This is a genomic window from Sorangium sp. So ce426 (assembly GCF_051475585.1).
Classification (GTDB): Bacteria; Myxococcota_A; Polyangia; order Polyangiales; family Polyangiaceae; genus Sorangium; species Sorangium cellulosum_B.
Genome location: NZ_CP150341.1, coordinates 6420883 through 6440004, shown reverse-complemented (window position 1 = coordinate 6440004; position 19122 = coordinate 6420883). Strand labels below are relative to the sequence as shown.

Here is a 19122-nt window from a genome sequence, read left to right as displayed (position 1 = left end):
CTCGTCCTGCCACGGCGCGCTCCACCGCCGCCGCTGGTATAGAAGCGCGCATGCCCCTCCTGAAAGACGCCCTCGCCGCGCTCGAGTCGATCGCGCCGCTCCGGTTCGCGGAGCCCTGGGACAACGTCGGCCTGCTCGCGGGCGACCCGGCGCGGCCTTCGTCGGCGGCGCTCCTCGCCATCGATTACACCCCCGAGGTCGCCCGGGAGGCGCGCGATCTCGGCTGCGATCTCGTCGTCGCCTACCACCCGCCCCTCTTCGAGGCCGTGAAGCGCGTTGTCGCGCCGAGCCCGATCTTCGCGGCCATCCGCGACGGCATCGCGCTGTACTCGCCCCACACCGCGCTCGACGTCGCCGAGGGGGGCACCAACGATGTCCTCGCCGACGCGCTCGGGATCTCGGAAGACCGCGCGCCGCTCAGGAGGGCGCCCTCCAAGGCGTTGCAGCACAAGCTGGTCGTCTTCGTCCCGGAGGATCGCGCCGACGCCGTGGCCGACGCCCTCGCCGAGGCGGGCGCGGGCCGGATCGGCCGGTATTCTCGCTGCAGCTTCCGCACGCTGGGGACGGGCACGTTCTTCGGGGAGGAGGGCGCGAACCCCACGGTCGGCGAGAAGGGCCGGCTCGAGCGGGTCGCCGAGGTGCGGCTGGAGATGGTCTTCCCCCGCGACCGGACCGCCGCGGTCGTGCAGGCGATGCGCGCCGCGCACCCGTACGAGGAGGTTGCGTTCGATCTCGTCGAGCTCGCCGCCGAGCCGCTCAGGGCCGGCATCGGGCGGATCGGGCCGCTCGCCGGGGCCGCGCCGGTCTCCGAGCTGCTCGGCCGCATCAAGCAGGGCCTGGGCGTCGACGCGCTGCTCGTGGCCGGCCCCGAGCAGCGCGCCGTCTCCCGCGCGGCCACGTGCGCCGGCGCGGGCGGCGCGCTCCTCGACGACGCCATCGCGCAGGGCGCGGAGCTCTACCTGACCGGCGAGCTTCGCCACCACGACGCGCTCCGCGCGGCGAGCGCGGGCGTCACCGTTGTGTGCGCGCTGCACTCGAACAGCGAGCGCGCCGCGCTGACGCGCCTCGCCGAGCGCCTGCGCGCCGCGGTGCCGTCGCTGCGCGTCGCCATCAGCGCGCGCGACCGGGATCCGTTCTCGATCCGCTGACGGCGCGGCGCGGCGCCGGGAGGGGACGGGGCGCGGAACACGCCAGGGCTCGGCGGCGCGCCCGGCTCACCGAGGCCCTGGCTCGGTCGGGACCCGCCGAGAACGGCAGTGAAGTGCTACGATGCCAACCATGCGGACCGTGAACGAAGCGCTCCCTCCGCCAATCCCCCCTGCAGAGCACATTCGCAAGCTGGTGGAGGCCAACCGGGTCGAGGAGGCGCGCCGTTATGTCCAGGAGTTGCTCGCCCAGGGGGACGCGAGCGTGGAAGGCTGGGCGAAGGTCCTCCGTCCGCCCCGGATCGTTGCCTCACCCGACCTTGCCCGCAGTGACTTTGCGGCAGACTACGCCTGGCTGCGAGAAAACCGGCAGGCCTACCTCGATCGCTGGGTGGCGCTCCAGGATGGCAAGCTGCTCGACACCGACGTCACGCTGCGCGCGCTGGTCGAGCGGCTGACGGAGCGTGGGCAGATCGAAGGTGCGTTCGTGGTGCAGGTCGACTGATGGCCAAAGGCACGATGCGCCTTGAAGGGGTCGCGCAGCCGTGGGCCGATTCGTCAGCGCGGTATCGGGTCGACGATCTCGACGTCCTGCTCGTCGCCGAGCGCGGCGAGAGCCTCACGGTGTCGGGCAGCATCCTTATCGCCCCGGGATGGATAGGACCGGTCGTCCTTGGTTACCGTGGGTTCCTCGAGCGCCTCCGCTTCGCGCTCGATCCGGGCTGTGGCCCGGACGACGCTTGGTTCTTCTTCTCGAGCGCAGGTTGAGCGGTCGTGGAGGGAGAGGAGAGCCTCCCGCCCGAGGGGGGATGTGGTCGCGGAGGAAGCGTGGAGGGGCGCCCGGCGGTTCGGCCTGGTGATTGGCCGGCGACTCGGCCCGGTGGTTGACAGCCGATCGGCGTCGATGGCACCGCCGCCGCGCGCGCCAGGAGAGTAACCCCTCCCATCTGTAAAGGTGTGCAACGCCGCTGGACGAAACGGCCCGCAGCGATCAGCTTGCCGGCCTTCATGCGCGACCACGGCACGCCACCCGCCCCCGATCTGCGCGCGGACGCTCTTGCGCCCTCGCCGCCCTCGCGCCGCGGCGCGGGCGTCTGGTCCACGCTCCGCGACGCGGTCCGCGGCGGCGAGCACGACTTCACCACCGGCTCCATCGACCGGGCGATCGCCCTGCTCGCGATCCCGATGGTCATGGAGATGCTCATGGAGTCGCTCTTCGTCGTGGTCGACGTCTTCTGGGTCTCGCGGCTCGGCGCCGACGCTGTCGCCGCCGTCGGGCTCACGGAGTCGCTCCTCGCGCTCGTCTACGCCATCGCGCTGGGCCTCGCTGTCGCCGCGTCCGCGACGGTCGCGCGGCGGGTCGGCGAGGGGCGCCACGAGGAGGCGGCCGCCATGGCGGGGCAGGCGATCGTGCTCGGCCTGCTCATCTCGCTGCCCATCTCGGCGGTCGGCGCGCTGCTCGCCCCGCGGCTGCTCGCGGCGATGGGGGCGACGCCCGGGGTGATCGCGATCGGCGCGCCGTTCGCCTCGATCATGCTGCTCGGCAACGCGACGATCCTGATGCTGTTCGTCATCAACGCGATCTTCCGCGGGGCGGGCGACGCGGCGCTGTCGATGCGGGTGCTCTGGCTCTCGAACGCGCTGAACATGGCGCTCGGCCCGTGCCTCATCTTCGGCCTCGGCCCGTTCCCGGAGCTCGGCGTGGCCGGCGCGGCGGTCGGGACGACCCTTGGCCGCGGGACCGGCGTCGCGCTGCAGGTCTTCTTCCTCACGCGCGGCAGCGGCCGGGTGAGGGTGCGAGCGCGGCACCTCGTCCCCGACCCGGGGGCGCTCGCGGCGTTGCTGCGGCTCTTCGCGAACGGCGCGCTGCAGAACGTCATCGCCATGGCGAGCTGGAGCGGCCTTGTGCGCATCATCGCGCCCTTCGGGAGCGCGGCGCTCGCCGGGTACACGATCGGGATGCGCGTCATCGTGTTCGCGATCCTGCCGGCGCTCGGGCTCTCGAACGCCGCCGCGACCCTCGTCGGGCAGAACCTTGGCGCGGGGCGCCCCGACCGGGCCGAGGCCGCCGTGTACCGCGCGGGCATCTGGACCACCGTCATGCTCGGCGCGGTGGGCGTCGTCTTCGCGGTGGGCGCCCGCGCCATCGTCGGCGCGTTCACGGACGACGCCGAGGTGCTCCGGTTCGGCACGCAGACGCTGCGGATCCTCTCGTGCGGGTTCCTGTTCTACGGCTTCGGCCTTGTGTTCACGCAGGCGTTCAACGGCGCCGGCGACACCTGGACGCCCACGCTGCTGAACTTCGTCTGCTTCTGGCTCTGGGAGATCCCGCTCGCCTGGGGCCTCTCGGGCGCCGCGGGGCTCGGCCCGGCGGGCGTGTTCGTCGCGATCGCGGTGGCGTTCTCGACGTTTGCCGTCGCGGGCGGGCTCGTGTTCCGCCGCGGCGCGTGGAAGCTGCGGCGCGTCTGAGGCGCCGCGGCGGGCGGCGGCGGGGTCGAGCGGGGCGGCGCCAGGCTATACTGAGCCATGGAAGCGCACCGCCTTGAGGCGACGGTTCGGCCGGATGGGACTCTGACGATCGAGGGGCTGCCGCTCGGCCCCGGGACGAGCGTGGAGGTGATCGTGCTCGTCAAGGAGCGGCCGCAGTCTTCGGCATACCCGCTGCAGGGAACGCCATACCGCTTTGACGATCCGTTCTCTCCGGCAGAGCCCGGAGGGTGGGAGGCGGAACGATGATCGTTCTGGATACCCACGTCTGGGTATGGTGGGTCCAGCGCGATGAGCGCCTCACCTCTGCCTGGGCGGAGTTGATACGGCGGAGCGAAGCGAATGGCCTCGGGGTGAGCGCGATCTCCTGATGGGAGGTGGCGAAGCTCGTCGAGCGCGGACGGCTCGCGCTGCCGTGCGACATCGACGCCTGGCTCAGAGCTGCGCTGGCGTATCCCGGCGTGCTGCTCCTGCCGCTCACGCCGAGCATCGCAGCTGAATCGACCCGGTTGCCCGGCGAGTTCCACAGCGATCCTGCGGACCAGATCCTCGTGGCCACGGCTCGGATTCACGGCTGTCCTCTGCTCACCGCGGACGCGAAGATCCGCGCGTATCCGCATGTGAACCTCGCCGACGCATGTTAGGCGTGCGTCGACATTGAATCGCACGTCGAAGCGGTCGCCCGGCGCCGCTACCGCGCCGGCCGCGCGAGCCAGGCCTCGATGAGCTTCCGGGCGATGCTGAGCGGCGGCGGCAGGAGCGGCAGCGCGTCGCGGTGGAACCAGCGCGCGTCCTCGAGCTCGCGCGTGTCGACGCGGAGCTCGCCGCCGGCGTAGCGGGCGGTGAAGCCGACCATGATCTGGTGGGGGAAGGGCCACGGCTGGCTGCCGAAATAGACGATATCGGCGACGTCGACGCCCGTCTCCTCGTGGACCTCGCGCGCGACGCACGTCTCCAGCGTCTCGCCCGGCTCGACGAACCCGGCGACGAGGCCGTACATGCCCGCGGGGAACCGCGCCTGGCGCGTCATCAGGACGCGCGGGCCGTCCTCGACGAGCACGATGGTCGCCGGCGTGATCCGGGGGAAGTAGTTGCTCGCGCAGCGGACGCAGCGCTTCACGCGCTCGTCCTGCCCGGCCTCGAGCGCGGCGCCGCACGCCGCGCAGTACTGGTGCGCCTTGTCCCAGTGCTGCACCTGGTACGCCGTGCCCGCGATCTCGAACAGCTCCGGATCGATGCGCCCGTGGAGGCGCCGCAGCGAGACGTAGGCATACCCCGCCGGCGCCGGCGCGCCCTGCGCGAGCTCGGCGGAGCGGCAGGCGCGCCCGTCCAGCTCGCCGAGCGGCTGCGCGCGCGTGACGGAGACGCCGAGATCGGCGAGATCGGCCGCGATCGGGAGGTCGAAGCGATCGCCGCCGCCGTCTTCCGACGCTCGCGCGCGGACGAGGAGATCGTCGCCGTGGAACGCGAACCACGCGATCTCGGCGGGCGCCGAGCTCGGACGGGCGAGCCCGGCGCGGAAGCGGGAGGACGGCATGACGTTACCTGGGGCAGAGCCGCGCGGGCTCCCCGTCGAGGCGTCGCTCACGTGAGCCGATCGGCTGCATGCGGGGGAGCCTAGCGCCTCGATGGTGGGAGGGATACCGCGACGTCGCGGGAGCGTAGCGACTCGCTGCCAACGTGAGCGCAGAGCGCCCTCGCGGCGAGAGATCAGCGAAGCGGAGGCCCATGGCCTCGGGCCGAATGCCACACCGCCATGATCGTCACGGTCCGGGTCGTGTCGTTGACGACGTAATACACGTGGTAGCTCGTTCGTGGCAGCAGGACGCGGCGCATGCCGTCGACGTCGCTCTCCTCGTACGATGTGCCTGCGTCAGGGAACGCGCTGAGACGCGCTGTGGCGGCGGTGAGCTCGTCTCGGAACAGCGCCGGGTTGCTGGGCCGGTTCTCACGCCACCAGCGTGAGACGGTCTGCATCTGGGCGCGGGCATGCGCCGTGCTCTGGACGCCGTAGCGCTTCACTCGGGAGGAGCTGCTCTCTTAGAGCCCCGCCAGCACGTCCTCGACCGGTACGACATCGCCTCGCTCCAGCTCGGCCCGAGAGGCTCGCAGCGCTTCATGCAGCTGGGCACGGTCGGCAGCGTCCAGGCTGTCCTGTTCTTCCATGAGCACCATGAGCTCGACCTCGGTGTCATCGGGCAGATCGAGCGGGGCGTCGACGAGAAGCCGACCGCGCGAAACCCGGCCACGTACCAGGACGCTCACCCTGTCGAGCCTACGCTGTCCGCGCGCGTTCGCCAAGCGTGGGCGCACGCCCGCACTCCGGCTCCGTGGAACGCGAGCTCGGGACGGAGGCGCGCTGTACTGCACGGAATCCCTGCAGCGAGCTGGGCTGCGCTCGGGATCGCCTCAAGCGGGCGCACCGGACCCCGGACGGGCTTCGGGTCGAGGTCGCGGGCGTCCCGCCGCGGGCTCACGCAGGGCCGGCGAGCGTCGCGGCCCAGGCGAGCGCCACGAACGCGACCTCGACGTCGTTCTTCTTGGGGACGAGGCGCTTCGTCTCGATGCCCTCGCCGGCGCGCAGCGGGAGCTGCTCCAGCGCCGCGAGCTCGGCGGCCTGCGCGGCGTGGAGGTCGCGGAGCGCGGCGTCCGCCTCGGTCCACTCCTGCCGCGCGCGCTCGAGCTTCGCGGCGGCCTTGTCGCGCTGGGTCCCGGCGCGCCGGGCGGTGTCCCGGCCGGCGACGAGCCCGAGGAGCGCGGCGCCCACGGCGCCGGGGAGCGCGGCCACCTCGGCCTCGGCCTCGCCGTACCGCGCCTTCGCGACGGCGATGCGCTCGCCGAGGCGCGCGATCCTGGGCGCGAACCGGCCGACGACCTGCTGCTGCTCGGCGGCGGCGAGCCGGGCCGCGGCGGCGCGGCAGCGGGCGGCGAACGCCTCGACGGGCTCGCCGTCGTCCTGCGCGAGCCCGAGCTCCTTGTGGACGGCCACCGCGGCCTCGGTCGTGCGGTAGGCGTGCTCCCGGAGCGCGCGCGCCGCGGCCTGCGCGGTGGCGCGCTTCGCGAGCGGGGCGGGCAGCTCGGCGAAGCGGGCGCCCGCGGCGGGCGCCGTGGCGAGCAGCGAGGCGTCGAGCCGGGAGACGCGCGAGAGATCCGGCCTGCCGTCGGGCAGGAGCGGGGCGGCGAGGAGCTGGCTCCGGTTGAGGGCGACGCCGAGCTTCGTGTCGCGCAGGTGGGCGATCACGGAGGCAGCAACCCAGGGGATGTAACGGAAGCCCTCCGGCGCGGCGGCGGGGGCGTGCGCGTAGAGGCTCCGCCATCCATCGGGCGCTGGCGGGGGCGCCGTCGCTGCCGGGGGCGGCGGCGCGGGCGCGGGGGCGCCGGCGCCCGCACGAGCAGCCGCGCTGCGCCGCGCGGGCTGCGGGGCGGCGGGCGTGTGGCGCGGGTCGAGCACGACCGTCCCGCCCGGGCCCACGAGCGCGCGCGGGGCGTGGCTCGACGGAGCGGGCGAAGCGCGCCTCGGATCGGGAGATGCAGGCCTTGGATCGAGAGAATCGACTCTGGAATCCGGATGTACGGGCTTGTAATCTAGAGAAGTGTCCTTGAAATCCGGATGTGCAGGCCTTGGATCGAGAGGAACGTACTTGGAATCTGGATGTACAGGCCTTGAATCTAGAGAATCTTTCTTGGAATCCGGATGTACGGGCTTGGAATCTAGAGCAGTGTACTTGGAATCTGGATGTACAGGCCTTGAATCTAGAGAAGCGCGTGTCGGATCGGGCGCGGGCGGGGGAGGGGAGATGCTCCGGACGAGGCGGCCGATCTCGCGCCGGGTGACCGGGCCACGCAGCCACGACAGGCTGAAGCGCGTCTCGGCGAGGAACGACGGCGGCTGCATGTGGACGTCGCGTACGAAGAACGTGCGCGGGGGGAGCGCCTTCAGCGTGGCCGAGAGGGCCGCGGCCCCGACGCCGCCGGCGCCGCCGTCCGCGCCCGAGAGCCCCTCGACGACGCGCTCGCGGTCGGCGTCGGTCTGGAGCCGGCCCACGAACCACGCGCCGGCGTTCGAGAGCGCCTTGTAGTCGAGGTCCATCGGGTTCTGCGTGGCGAGGACGACGCCGACCCCGAAGGCGCGCGCCTGCTTCAGCAGCGCGAGCAGCGGCCGCTTCGTGGGCGGGTTCGCCGGGTGCGGCGGCAGGAAGCCGAAGACCTCGTCGAAGACCACGAGGGCGCGCAGGTCGCTCGTGCCCGGGAGGCCGCGCACCCACGAGAGCAGCTGATCGAACAGCAGCCCGAGGACGAGGAGCCGCTCGTCGTCGTCGAGGTGCGCGACGCTGACGATCACCGCCGGGGTCTTGCCGCCGCCGCTGCCTGCCTGCGGCGCGAGCCACGCCGCGACGTCGAGCGGCGCGCCCTTGCGCCAGGTGGCGAACGTGGGCGAGGCGAGCAGGGTGTTGAGCTCGCGGGCGAGCGCCTGGCGCTCCTTGGGGGCGAAGAACTCGTCGACGCCGAGGGCGCCCACGGCGGCGATCGGCGGATCGGCCAGGTCCGCGAGCAGCTCCTCGAGCCCCGCGGCCCGCCGCGCGCGCAGCCGCCGCTCGGCGAGGTGCGCGAGCAGCACGTGCTCGCGGCTCCGGGCCGGATCCGGGTCGCGGCCGACGAGCCGGAGCAGGAGCGACAGCGAGGCCGAGAGCGCCTCGCGGGCGGCCTCCTCGTCCTCGTCCCAGAGCGGGGAGGGGGCCTCGAGCGCCGACAGCACGTGGACCGGCTCGCCCGCCGTGGTGCCCGGCGTCAGCAGGCGCGGGGCCATGCGGGCGCGGAGCGCGGCGACGTCGCCCGACCCGAGCCCCGACGAGGCGAGGCCGTCGCGCCAGCGCGCCGCGAGCCCCTCGGCGACGTCGGCCGTGGAGCGGCCGTCGCGCGCGGCCGCCGAGGGGTCGATCCACGGCTCGAACTCGGCCGCGGAGAGCTCCGGGAACGTGAAGAGCAGGTTGGGCAGGTCGCCCTTCACGTCGACCATGAGCACCGGGACGCCCGAGCGCAGCGCCTCCTCGACGAGGACCATGACGAGCCCGGTCTTGCCGCTGCCGGTCATGCCGACGACCACGCCGTGGGTCACGAGGTGGTGCGCCGGCAGCTCGAACGGGCGCGCGCCCGCGGCGCCGGGATCGCCCGAGAGCGGGCGGGAGCGGCCCAGGGTGAAGGGGCGGGTCGGCATGAGGGCGGGCTCGTGCCATGGCGAGAGGGATGTCGCAATGCCGGAGGGGGCGGGGAAGGCGTCGCAGGCGAGGGGGTGCGGGCAAGCCCGGCGTCGTCGCGTCGCGCGTTCTCGCGACGGGTGGCGAACGTGACGCGCGGCGGGACCCCCTCGAGCACGGCGCCGCGTGCGGTACGCCGTTCTTGCGTTTGCCGCGCCTCGCGAGGGAGTCACCATGAAGTTCGCGCGACGGCGATGGCGCCGGACGCGCTAGGCTCACCCGAGCCAACGCTGCGCGAGGTGCCATGTCGTCGATCACCCTCGACGTCCCTGACGAGGTTGCCGAGAAGCTGCACGCTCTGGCGGATCGATTGCCTCGGATTCTCGACCTCGGGCTGCGTGCGCTGAGCGCGGAAGCCTCCTCGGAGTACGAGGGGGTCGCGGATATCCTGGAGCTCCTGGCGACCTTGCCGACGGCCGAAGAGGTGCTGGGCCTCCGGGCAGCCCCGACGCTGCAGCATCGGATCCAGGAGCTCCTGGAGAAGAGCCGCCGCTCAGGGCTCAGCCCCGAAGAGCAGCTCGAGTGGGAACGGATCGACTACATCGAGCATCTGGTCCGGATCGCCAAGGCGAAGGCGGCGATGAAGCTCAAGGACAGATGAGCCCACGCAAATCACGGCCGCGTTGCGGCGGCTCGTCGGCGAGCGAGCCGGGGGTCGCTGCGAGTACTGCCTCATCCCGGAGCAGATGACGCTGGCGGCGCACGAGATCGATCACATCGTTGCGCTGAAGCATGGTGGCGCGACCGCACCGGAGAATCTCGCCCTCTCTTGCGTCCTGTGCAACAAGCACAAAGGGACTGATCTCGCTTCCATCGATGTGGAGACCGGGGAGCTCACAGCCTTGTTCAACCCGCGGCGGGACGCCTGGAGCGATCACTTCGAGGTGCATGGGGAGGAGCTCGTCCCGAAGTCCGCCGTGGCACGGGTGACGGTGCGCCTGCTCCAGCTCAACCACCCGCGCCGGCGCGCGGAGCGACGGTTGTTGGTCGCGGCAGGGCTGCTCCCGGGGCCGCGGTAGCTGCCAGGGGCGAGCGCGGGGGGGCGCGTGAGGACGTCTGGGCCTCGCGCGCCGCGCGTGGCCGATGGCGCCCACCATGGGAGTGATGGAAGGTGCGCGGCCCGCCTACGGCGACCCTCGCGACCGCGTTCCGCTGCCCCCGCATCCGGCCGCCCCCACCCCCGACGTCCCGCATCTTCGCGTCAAAAAAAGCGGGAGCGCGGCTATAGTGTGCCCATGGAGGTCGGGCCATCGGAACCGGATGCCCCCGCGTCAACGGCGGGCATCCCAGCGATAGGCGAGGTCTTCGCGCAGAAATACCGCCTCGAGCGCAGCCTCGGCCGGGGCGCCATGGGCGTCATCTTCGCCGCCGAGCACGTCTCGCTGCGCCAGCGCGTGGCCGTCAAGTTCCTCCTCCCCCGCGCGATGACGCTGCCCGGCGCGAGCGCCCGCTTCCTGCGCGAGGCGCGCGCCGCGGCGGCGATCCGCAGCGAGCACGTCGCCCGCGTCATCGACGTCGGCACGGGCGATCTCGGCGTCCCCTACCTCGTCATGGAGTACCTGCGCGGCCGCGATCTCCAGCGGGAGATCGAGGCGCGCGGGCCCTTGCCCGTGTCCGAGGCGGTCGATTACGTGATCCAGGGCTGCGAGGCCATCGCCGAGGCGCACGCGCGCGGCATCGTCCATCGGGACCTCAAGCCGGGGAACCTCTTCCTCACGACCGGCGCGACCGGCGCGCCCATCGTCAAGGTGCTCGATTTCGGCCTCTCCAAGTCGGCCGCCGCCGAGGACGACGGCAAGCTCACGGCGTCCGAGATGATGCTCGGCTCCCCCTGCTACATGTCGCCCGAGCAGGTGCGGTGCTCGAAAGACGTCGACGCGCGCACCGACATCTGGTCGCTCGGCGTCATCCTCTACCAGCTCCTGACGGCGCGCTTTCCCTTCGAGGTGTCCAGGATCTCGGCGCTCTTCGTCGCCATCGCCATGCAGGCGCCCACGCCGCCGCGGGTGCACCGGATGGATCTTCCGGCCCGGCTCGAGGACATCATCCTGCGCTGCCTCGAGAAAGAGCCGGAGCTGCGCGTCCAGACCGTGGCGCATCTGGCGCGCGAGCTCGCGCCGTTCGGCTCGGAGCACTCCGCCCGCGCCCTGGCGCAGATCGAGGCGATCGCCCGGGGCAAGGCCTTTCCGTCGTCGCGGCCCCTCGGGCCCTCGGGCGACGGCGTCGCGAGCACGCTGCCCGCCGCGGCCAACGACGGCCCGGGCGCTTCGTCGACCCTGCCGGACGCGCCGGACGCCGAAAAAGGGGCGGGAGCCGGGGCAGGTCCCTGCTCGACGGCGCTCGCGCCCGGCGGCGACCACGTGACCACCCTGCCCAGCCAGGGCGCTGCGGCGGCGACCTCGTCCAGCGCCGACGCCCCGTCCAGCGAGCGTCGCACGCTCCCCCTCGTGGCCGTCGCGGAGCGGCCCACGCTGGCGCTGGCGCGGAGCAGCGGCCCCACGACCCCGGCGCAGGACAGCAGGCCCACGCTGAAGATGGTGCGGAACGACCGGTCCTCGCACGGGGGGAGCGCCGAGGACGGCCCCACGCTGACGATGCCCCGGAGCGACGGCCTCGCGCTGAAGATGGCGCAAGGCAGCGGTTCCGTGCTGGCGACAGCGCAGGGCAGCGGCGCCGCGCTGAAAATGGCGGAGGACATCGGCCCCGCGCCGGCGACGGCGCAGGACAGCGGCGCCGCGCTGAAGACGGCGCAGGACAGCGGCATCGCGCTGAAGGCGGCTCCCGAGGACGGCCCGACGCTGACGATGGCGCGCGATGAAGGCCCGACGCTGACGATGGCGCGCGAGGAGGGCCCCACGTCGGCGATGGCGGGCGAAGAAGGCCCCACGCTGACGATGGCGCGCGAGGACGGCCCCACGCTGACGATGGCGCGCAAGCGGGGGGCGCCGCCGCAGCAGCTCGGCGCGGGCAAGCGGGCGGTGCCGCTGACCCAGCCGGACGGCCAGCCGGACGGGAAGGAGATCGCCTGGAGCCGGCGCGAAGGGACCGAACGCCGCCGCGAGCGGTGGCGCTCCCGCGCGTTCCGCTGGCGCCGCAACGCGGGCGCGTGGATCGCGGCCGCCGCAACGCTCCTCGCCGCGGTAGCGCTCGCCGCGGCGCGCTGGTCGGCGAGCTCGAGCGCGCCGGTGGCCGCCAGGTCGCCGGCGGGCCAGGACGCGCCGATGACCCTCGCGGGCACGGCCGGCCCTGCGCCGTTCGGCACGCCCGCGCCCTCCGGCGTCGCGCCGGCCCCGGAAGCGCCCTCGCAACCCGCGGATCCGGCCGGGGCCGACGCGCCCTCCGCGGTCGACGCTGCCGCCACGACGCCCGAGCCCGCAGCGGTCCCTGAACACCGCCCGCAAGGGGTCCGGCCCCCCAAGGTGCGGCGGCGGCCCGGCACCCTCGCGCCCTCGCGCTCGCGCACCGTCTCGCCAGAGCGCGACGTGTACGGCGGAGGCGCCGAGGACGTGTACGAGGACCTGGAGACGATCCGCGACAAGCGGTAGACCCGGCCTCGCGCTCCCCGCGCGGGCGGCGTCTCCACACCGGCGGGCCGCAGGGACAGGCATCATGGCGAAGAAGAAGCTCTCGGCCCGCGCCGCCCGGCGCGAAGGTGATCGCACGTCGGCGAAGCTCACCCGCGATATCGAGCGGCTCGCGCTGCTCGAGCCGGGCCACACCCCCGGGCGCGCCATCCCCCTCGACGCGGCCTCGCAGGTCGAGGTGGCCGCCCGGTCGATCCCGTGCCCGCGCTGCCGCGGCGCCTTCCGCGTGGAAGACCACACGGCCGAGACGCTCGACGGCGTCCGCCTCCGCGTCGCGAAGGTCGCCTGCAGCGCGTGCGGCGCAGGCCGATCGCTCTACTTCCGGCTCGGCGCCGCCTCGCTCAACTGAGCTCGTCGATGGGGGATCAGTACCGCGGGACGCTCTCGTCGATGTGGATCGACCACGCGTCGATGCCGCCCTGGAGCGAGGCGACGCGCTCGTGGCCGAGCTTCTCGAGGAGGGCGGCGGCCGAGAGGCTCCGGACGCCGTGGTGGCAGTAGGCGACGACCAGCGCGCCCTCGCCCGGCGCGACCTCGTCGGCCCGCTCGACGAGCTCGTTCAGCGGGATCAGCGTGCTGCCCGGCAGCGCGGCGATCTCGTGCTCGCCGGGCGTGCGCACGTCGAGGAGGTACACGGGCTCGCCCGCCTTCAGCTTCAGAAAGAGGTCTTTCACGGAAATCTGTTGGACCATGGCCGTGCTCGCCATCCCGCCGTGGACGGCGCTGTAAAGGCTTCTACCTAATCCAAGGAGCTCCCCCGGAGCAACCGCCGCTCATCGGCTCATCGGCTCGTCCGATCGGTCGGAGCCGTCTCGCTCGTCTGGTTCGTCTGGTTCGCCCGATCCTTGGCCAGCGCCGCGATCACCCCGACGAGCTCGGCCGGATCCAGGGGCTTGGCGACGTGCGCCTGGTACCCGGCGCCGAGCGCCCGCGCCTTGTCCTCGGCCCGCGCCAGCGCGCTGAGCGCGACGGCCGGCGTCGCCCCGCCGAGCGCCTCGTCGAGGCCCCGCACCCTGCGGATGAGCTGGAAGCCGTCCTCGCCAGGCATCCCGAGGTCGCTGACGAGGACGTCGGGCCGATCCTGCGAAAGGATGGCCAGCGCCTCGGCGGCGGATCCCGCGGTCGTGACCGTCGCCTCGCACTCCTCCAGCACGCGCTGGGCGACCTCGCGCGCGTCGGGCTGGTCGTCGACCACCAGCACCCGCATGCCGGCGAGCGACGCGCCCGGGTAGTCGGCCAGCGCCTCGGCGCACGCCTCGCTGGGGCGCTCCGCCGCGTCGGGCGCCTGCTGCGAGACGCCGGCGAGCGGCAGCGTCACGGTGAAGGTCGCGCCCAGGTGCTCGCCCTGGCTCGCGACCTCCACGGTGCCGCCGTGCAGCTCGACCAGGTGCTTGACGATCGACAGCCCGATGCCGAGCCCGCCGTGCTTCCTCGTCGAGGACGCGTCCGCCTGCCGGAAGCGCTCGAACAGGTGGGGGAGGAACTGCGGGGCGATGCCCATGCCGGTGTCGGTCACCGACAGCGCGGCGTGCGCGCCCTCGCGCCGCAGCGCGACGTCGATCCGCCCGCCCGGGGGCGTGAACTTCACGGCGTTCGACAGGAGGTTCCAGACGACCTGGTGGATCCGCGCGGGATCCCCCCTCAGGGAGCTCGCCTCGGGGTCGATGCTCGAGGCGACCGCGATCCCCTTGGTCTCCGCCGCGAGCTGGATCGCCTCGATCGCGCTCTGGATGACCGTCGGCAGGTCGACCGGCTGCACGTCGAGCCGCAGCTTCCCCGAGACGATCCGGCTCATGTCGAGCAGCTCGGACACCATGTCGGCCTGGAGCCGCGCGTTGCGCTCGATGACCTCGAGCCCCCGCGCGAGCGTCTGCACATCGGGCGCCCGGCCCCGCAGGATGCGCGCCCAGCCGAGGATGGCGTTGATGGGCGAGCGCAGCTCGTGCGAGAGCGTCGCGACGAAGTCGTCCTTGACCCGGCTCACCCGCTCCGCCTCGTCGCGCGCGGCGCGCTCGCTCTCGAGCAGCTTCTGGCGCTCTTCCTCGGCCAGCCGCTCCGCGGTGACGTCCTCGGTGATCCCCATGAACGAGTCCACGCTGCCCTCGGGCCCGAGCTCGGGGATGATCCGGGCGCGGAACCGCCGCCCGCCGAGGCTGAACTCCATCCGCTGCGGTCTGGCCGTCGCGAGCGCCTCGCGGCACGCGGCCTCGCTCACCTCGATCACCTCGGTCGGGAGCCCGTTGTCGTGGGGCGTCCTGCCGATGTAATGCTCCGGCGGGAACCCCATCACCGTCCACGAGGTGGGCGACATGAAGGTGCAGCGCAGGTCGAGGTCCAGGCGGTAGATCACGTCGGGCGAGTTCGCCATCAGCGACGCGAGCTCCCGCTCGCGCGCGCGGAGCTCGTCCTCCAGGCGCCCGCGCTCCGCGATGACCCGCTGCGCCTCGTCGAGCGCCGCGCGGAGCCGGCCCTCGCTCTCGCGCAGCGCGTCCTCCGTGCGCTTGAGCCGGCTGACGTCGAGACAGATGCCGACCCAGGCGGTGATCTCGCCTTGCTCGTCGCGGACCGGGACGCCCCGGTTGAGGACGGGGTGGACGGCGCCGTCAGGGCTGACGTAACGGAGCTCCTCCTCGAACGGCTCACCCCGCCGTACGCACTCCTCGAAGATCGCGACCTTCTGCCGGTCGTCCGGGTGCAGCGTCTCGATCCACCCGTGACCCGAGCATTGCTCCTGCTTTATCCCGGCCATCTGGAGGAACGCGTGGCTGCTGTAGATGTTCTGTCCTGCCGCGTCGCTGACCCAGAGGCCATAGTCGATGGACTCCCCGATGGCGCGGAAGACCTGCTCGCACCGCTGGACCGCCGCCTCCGTCTGCCGGAGCGCCGTCATGTCGAGCACGATCGCGAAGCCGGCCTCCTCGTACCGCTCACCGGGCAGCAGACAGCCGCTCACCAGCATCTTGAGGCGCGTGCCGTCGCGCAGCACATAGGTCCTCTCGAAGGGCGTGAACGTCCACCGGCTCGCCCGCAGCTCCGCCAGGGCGCGGTCGCCGGCGGCGCGATCCTCCGGCGACATGTCGGCATCCCAGCGGACCAGGCCGGCCGCGACCTCTTCCCGCGTGTGGCCCACGAGCTTCAGATAGGCGTCGTTCGCCTCGATGATGCGTCCGTCATGCGTCCAGAAGGCCATCGGGGCCATGTTGCTGTGGAAGATGTTCCGCAGCTTGGCCTCGCACTCCGCCAGCGCCTGCTCCGCGGCGAGCGCCCGCTCCTCCGCGTTCCTCGGCTCGGTGATGTCCTCGACGAACACCACCGCGCGATACGGCCTCTGCCGGACGTCACGGACGAAGACGCCGGTCACGTGGAGCGAGCGGACGTCGCCGTCCTTGCAGCGGCAGCTCATCTCGAAGGTGAGCTCCTCCTCGTCGGCTTCGAGGAGCGAGCGCCACGCGGCCAGCGAGCCCGCGCGGTCTTCCGGCAGCGCGAGATCCGACAGCTTTTTCTGGAGCAGCTCGCCCTCCGAGTAGCCCAGCAGCAGGCAAAGCGAGCTGCTGACGCGCAGGATCCTCCCGCTCGACGCGTCGATCCGCGCGGTCCCCCTGCTGGGCGCTCGCGTCGCCCAGGCTGGTTGTCCGGCCGTTTCCCCCATCCGCCGCTCGCCCTGATCCTCCATGCACCCGCCCGTTCGGCCGTGGTTGCATGGCGTTCCCCCCTGGTGTTTCGTCCGGCCACGCTATCACGATCGCGTGACGCTGCGGGCGGCATGGTGCCCCGAACGCCACCGTCCTCTTCTCGTCCGGCTTGCCTGGGCGGGGCCTGCTGCGTCCGCTCCGCCTCTTCCGTCTGCCGTGTCGGCCGCGCCAGCGCGACAGCGGTGTCGGTTGCGCCTGCCGCGTCGGTCCCGCTCCTATCGCGCGTCGCGGGCGATCCGGCCTGGACATGGAGGAGTTTGCTTGCATTCTCGCTGAAACCAGGCTTCTGCATGGTGGGCCCGCGCCCATGGGCGCGCGCCCGACAGCCGCCATGGATCAAGCCGCCGCCCCGCTCCTCGCTCGCCTCCCGCCGTCGCCTCACGACTTCACGGCCGACGATCTCCTGAACGGCTTCCTCGACTACGTCGCCGAGCGGGGGCTCGAGCTCTACCCGGCGCAGGAGGAGGCCATCCTCGAGATCTTCGGCGGCAAGAACGTGATCCTCAACACGCCGACCGGCTCGGGCAAGTCGCTCGTCGCGGCCGCCATGCACTTCAAGGCGCTCGCCGAGGGGATGAAGTCGTACTACACGTGCCCGATCAAGGCGCTCGTCAGCGAGAAGTTCTTCTCGCTCTGCAACGACTTCGGCCCCGAGAACGTGGGCATGTTGACGGGCGACGCGGCCGTGAACCGCGACGCGCCCATCATCTGCTGCACCGCGGAGATCCTCGCGAACATCGCGCTCCGCGAGGGCGAGAAGGCGCTCTGCGACTACGTGATCATGGACGAGTTCCACTACTACTCGGATCGCGATCGCGGCGCGGCCTGGCAGATCCCGCTGCTCACGCTGCCGCAGGCGAGGTTCTTGCTCATGAGCGCCACGCTCGGAGGCACCGAGTTCTTCCAGGAGGAGCTCACGCGCCTGACGGGCGAGCAGACCGCCGTGATCAAGTCGACCGTGCGCCCGGTGCCGCTCGACTTCGAGTACCGCGAGACGCCGCTCCACGAGACCGTCGCGACGCTCGTGAAGAGCGGCAAGGCGCCGATCTACATCGTGAGCTTCACGCAGCGGGGCTGCGCCGAGGAGGCGCAGAACCTGATGAGCCAGGACTACTGCACCAAGGAGGAGAAGCGGGCGATCACCGCCGCCCTCGCGGGCGCGGGGCCGGGCTCCGCGTTCGGGGATCCGTTCAAGTTCTCGAGCCCCTACGGCCGCGAGGTGCAGCGCTTCGTCAGGCACGGGATCGGGCTCCACCACGCGGGGCTCCTGCCGAAATACCGGCTGCTCGTCGAGAAGCTGGCCCAGCAGGGGCACCTCAAGATCATCTGCGGCACGGACACGCTCGGCGTCGGCGTCAACATCCCGATCCGCACGGTGCTGTTCACGAAGCTCTGCAAGTTCGACGGCGAGAAGACGGCCATCCTGAGCGTGCGTGACTTCCAGCAGATCAGCGGCCGGGCCGGCCGGAAGGGGTTCGACAACCAGGGGAGCGTCGTCGCCCAGGCGCCGGAGCACGTCATCGAGAACATGAGGCTCGACGCGAAGGCGGGGAACGACCCGGCCAAGCGGCGGAAGATCGTCAGGAAGAAGCCGCCGGAGAAGGGCTATGTGCACTGGGACCGGCAGACGTTCGAGAGGCTGATCCAGTCGCCGCCCGAGCCGCTCGTGTCCCGGTTCCAGGTCACGCACGGCATGCTCGTCAACGTGCTCGGGCGCGAGGAGGGCGGCTGTCTGGCGCTGAAGCGGCTCATCCGCGGCACCCACGATCGGCCGGCGGTCCGGCGCCAGCACGGCAGGACGGCGATGCTCCTCTTCCGCTCGCTCGTGGAGGCGCGCATCATCGAGTTCGTCCCCAGGGAAGACGGGCCGGGCAAGCGCCTCCGCATCAACGCGGATCTCCAGGAAGACTTCTCGCTGAACCACGCCCTCTCGCTCTACGTCCTCGAGACGGTGGGCAAGCTGGATCCCGACAGCGGCACCTATCCGCTCGATCTCTTGACGCTCGTCGAGTCGATCCTCGAGAACCCCGACCTCATCCTGCAGAAGCAGCTCGATCGGCTGAAGACCGAGAAGCTCGCGGAGCTGAAGGCGGCGGGCGTGGAGTACGAGCAGCGGATGGAGGAGCTCGAGAAGCTCGATTATCCGAGGCCGAACCGCGAGTTCATCTACGGGACCTACAACGACTTCGCGCGGCGGCACCCCTGGGTGGGGCAGGAGAACATCCGTCCGAAGGGCGTCGCGCGCGAGATGTACGAGCAATACCTGTCGTTCAGCGAGTACATCCGGGAGTACAACCTGGAGCGGGCGGAGGGGCTGCTCCTCAGGTACGTCTCCGAGGTGTACAAGGCGCTCGTCCAGACGGTGCCCGAGTACGCGAAGGACAGCGACACCATCGACATGATCGCCTATTTCCGGGCGCTCATCCGCGGCGTGGACTCGAGCCTGCTCGACGAGTGGGAGCGGCTGCGCGACCCGTCGTTCCAGCCGCGCGCGGCGGCGCCGGGCGGCGCCGTGGAGCAGGCCGCGTTCGACGTCACGCGGAACGTCAAGGAGTTCACCGTGCTCGTGAGGAACGAGCTCTTCTTCTTCCTGCGCGCGCTGGCCCGCCGCGACTACGAGGTCGCCGCCGAGATGGTGGAGGGGGAGGAGGCGCCCTGGACGGCGGATCGGCTGGACGAGGCGCTCCGAGGCTACTACGCGGAGCACGCCGCGATCCGCACCGATCCGGCGGCCCGGAGCCCGAGCAACACGATCATCCAACCCGCCGAGGACGGCGGCTCCTGGGTCGTCCAGCAGATCATCGCCGATCCGGAGGACCACAACGACTGGATGCTCGACTGCAAGGTGGATATCGATCGCTCGCGCGAGGCGGGGCGGCCGGTCATCGTGCTCCGGCGCATCGCGAGCTGACCGAGAGCGAGCGGCAGCGCTGGCGGGGATCGACCATCGCATGGGATG

Annotated in this window: 16 protein-coding genes and 1 pseudogene; 11 read left to right on the top strand and 6 right to left on the bottom strand. The window is 72.2% G+C overall.

The window, feature by feature from the left end; translation table 11 throughout:
• The first annotated feature begins 50 nt into the window (after positions 1–50).
• The 6 genes and pseudogenes from WMF44_RS23885 (at position 51) to WMF44_RS23860 (ending at position 4276) form a co-directional block, all read left to right on the top strand.
• On the top strand, positions 51–1148 hold the full coding sequence (locus WMF44_RS23885; protein WP_437301408.1) for a Nif3-like dinuclear metal center hexameric protein: 1098 nt from the start codon (positions 51–53) through the stop codon (positions 1146–1148).
• A 130-nt stretch (positions 1149–1278) separates the two neighbouring features.
• Positions 1279–1650: a hypothetical protein gene (locus tag WMF44_RS23880; RefSeq protein ID WP_437301407.1), complete on the top strand. Its 372-nt coding sequence runs from the start codon at positions 1279–1281 to the stop codon at positions 1648–1650.
• Positions 1650–1913 carry a hypothetical protein gene (locus WMF44_RS23875; RefSeq protein WP_437301406.1) on the top strand — a complete coding sequence of 88 codons (264 nt, stop codon included), beginning with the start codon at positions 1650–1652 and terminating at the stop codon, positions 1911–1913. The genes WMF44_RS23880 and WMF44_RS23875 overlap by 1 nt, the downstream gene beginning before the upstream one ends.
• Before the next feature lie 240 nt (positions 1914–2153).
• Positions 2154–3614, top strand: coding sequence for an MATE family efflux transporter (locus WMF44_RS23870; RefSeq protein WP_437301405.1), 1461 nt, complete (start codon positions 2154–2156; stop codon positions 3612–3614).
• Positions 3615–3671: 57 nt separating this feature from the next.
• A complete protein-coding gene (locus WMF44_RS23865; protein WP_012237004.1) occupies positions 3672–3881 on the top strand; it encodes a hypothetical protein in 210 nt (69 codons plus the stop codon).
• A pseudogene (locus tag WMF44_RS23860) lies at positions 3878–4276 on the top strand (type II toxin-antitoxin system VapC family toxin). Before WMF44_RS23865 ends, WMF44_RS23860 begins: the two are co-directional and overlap by 4 nt.
• A gap of 47 nt (positions 4277–4323) precedes the next feature.
• Here WMF44_RS23860 and nudC read toward each other — a convergent pair.
• The 4 genes from nudC to WMF44_RS23840 form a co-directional block, all read right to left on the bottom strand.
• Positions 4324–5169, bottom strand: a complete 846-nt coding sequence (nudC, locus tag WMF44_RS23855) for an NAD(+) diphosphatase (protein ID WP_437301404.1) — start codon at positions 5167–5169, stop codon at positions 4324–4326.
• 173 nt (positions 5170–5342) lie between these two features.
• Positions 5343–5654, bottom strand: a complete 312-nt coding sequence (locus tag WMF44_RS23850; protein WP_437301403.1) for a type II toxin-antitoxin system RelE/ParE family toxin — start codon at positions 5652–5654, stop codon at positions 5343–5345.
• An 18-nt stretch (positions 5655–5672) separates the two neighbouring features.
• Positions 5673–5897, bottom strand: coding sequence for a hypothetical protein (locus WMF44_RS23845; protein ID WP_437301402.1), 225 nt, complete (start codon positions 5895–5897; stop codon positions 5673–5675).
• 208 nt (positions 5898–6105) lie between these two features.
• Complete coding sequence (locus WMF44_RS23840) at positions 6106–8847, bottom strand: ATP-binding protein (protein WP_437301401.1); 2742 nt, start codon at positions 8845–8847, stop codon at positions 6106–6108.
• Positions 8848–9131: 284 nt separating this feature from the next.
• Between WMF44_RS23840 and WMF44_RS23835 the strand changes: the two genes are divergently transcribed.
• The 4 genes from WMF44_RS23835 to WMF44_RS23820 all read left to right on the top strand — a co-directional run bounded on the left by WMF44_RS23835 (position 9132) and on the right by WMF44_RS23820 (position 12820).
• Positions 9132–9488: a hypothetical protein gene (locus WMF44_RS23835; RefSeq protein ID WP_437301400.1), complete on the top strand. Its 357-nt coding sequence runs from the start codon at positions 9132–9134 to the stop codon at positions 9486–9488.
• A 22-nt stretch (positions 9489–9510) separates the two neighbouring features.
• Positions 9511–9906: an HNH endonuclease gene (locus WMF44_RS23830; RefSeq protein WP_437301399.1), complete on the top strand. Its 396-nt coding sequence runs from the start codon at positions 9511–9513 to the stop codon at positions 9904–9906.
• Positions 9907–10122: 216 nt separating this feature from the next.
• Positions 10123–12432 (top strand): serine/threonine-protein kinase, encoded by a 2310-nt coding sequence (locus WMF44_RS23825; RefSeq protein ID WP_437301398.1) that lies wholly within the window; start codon positions 10123–10125, stop codon positions 12430–12432.
• A 64-nt stretch (positions 12433–12496) separates the two neighbouring features.
• Positions 12497–12820, top strand: a complete 324-nt coding sequence (locus WMF44_RS23820) for a hypothetical protein (RefSeq protein ID WP_012236999.1) — start codon at positions 12497–12499, stop codon at positions 12818–12820.
• 16 nt (positions 12821–12836) lie between these two features.
• On the opposite strand, the gene WMF44_RS23815 is transcribed toward WMF44_RS23820, so the two are convergent.
• Positions 12837–13145 carry a rhodanese-like domain-containing protein gene (locus WMF44_RS23815; RefSeq protein ID WP_231865002.1) on the bottom strand — a complete coding sequence of 103 codons (309 nt, stop codon included), beginning with the start codon at positions 13143–13145 and terminating at the stop codon, positions 12837–12839.
• A gap of 107 nt (positions 13146–13252) precedes the next feature.
• A complete protein-coding gene (locus tag WMF44_RS23810; RefSeq protein WP_437301397.1) occupies positions 13253–16144 on the bottom strand; it encodes a hybrid sensor histidine kinase/response regulator in 2892 nt (963 codons plus the stop codon).
• A gap of 350 nt (positions 16145–16494) precedes the next feature.
• Between WMF44_RS23810 and WMF44_RS23805 the strand changes: the two genes are divergently transcribed.
• On the top strand, positions 16495–19074 hold the full coding sequence (locus WMF44_RS23805) for a DEAD/DEAH box helicase (RefSeq protein ID WP_437301396.1): 2580 nt from the start codon (positions 16495–16497) through the stop codon (positions 19072–19074).
• The last annotated feature ends 48 nt before the right edge of the window (positions 19075–19122 follow it).

Bases quoted from the DNA above. Each gene is read 5' to 3' on its own strand.
- WMF44_RS23885 (WP_437301408.1), top strand. From the start codon at position 51: ATGCCCCTCCTGAAAGACGCCCTCGCCGCGCTCGAGTCGATCGCGCCG.
- WMF44_RS23870 (WP_437301405.1), top strand. From the start codon at position 2,154: ATGCGCGACCACGGCACGCCACCCGCCCCCGATCTGCGCGCGGACGCT.
- nudC (WP_437301404.1), bottom strand. From the start codon at position 5,169: ATGCCGTCCTCCCGCTTCCGCGCCGGGCTCGCCCGTCCGAGCTCGGCG.
- WMF44_RS23835 (WP_437301400.1), top strand. From the start codon at position 9,132: ATGTCGTCGATCACCCTCGACGTCCCTGACGAGGTTGCCGAGAAGCTG.
- WMF44_RS23825 (WP_437301398.1), top strand. From the start codon at position 10,123: ATGGAGGTCGGGCCATCGGAACCGGATGCCCCCGCGTCAACGGCGGGC.
- WMF44_RS23865 (WP_012237004.1), top strand. From the start codon at position 3,672: ATGGAAGCGCACCGCCTTGAGGCGACGGTTCGGCCGGATGGGACTCTG.
- WMF44_RS23805 (WP_437301396.1), top strand. From the start codon at position 16,495: ATGGATCAAGCCGCCGCCCCGCTCCTCGCTCGCCTCCCGCCGTCGCCT.
- WMF44_RS23810 (WP_437301397.1), bottom strand. From the start codon at position 16,144: ATGGAGGATCAGGGCGAGCGGCGGATGGGGGAAACGGCCGGACAACCA.
- WMF44_RS23880 (WP_437301407.1), top strand. From the start codon at position 1,279: ATGCGGACCGTGAACGAAGCGCTCCCTCCGCCAATCCCCCCTGCAGAG.
- WMF44_RS23875 (WP_437301406.1), top strand. From the start codon at position 1,650: ATGGCCAAAGGCACGATGCGCCTTGAAGGGGTCGCGCAGCCGTGGGCC.
- WMF44_RS23840 (WP_437301401.1), bottom strand. From the start codon at position 8,847: ATGCCGACCCGCCCCTTCACCCTGGGCCGCTCCCGCCCGCTCTCGGGC.
- WMF44_RS23820 (WP_012236999.1), top strand. From the start codon at position 12,497: ATGGCGAAGAAGAAGCTCTCGGCCCGCGCCGCCCGGCGCGAAGGTGAT.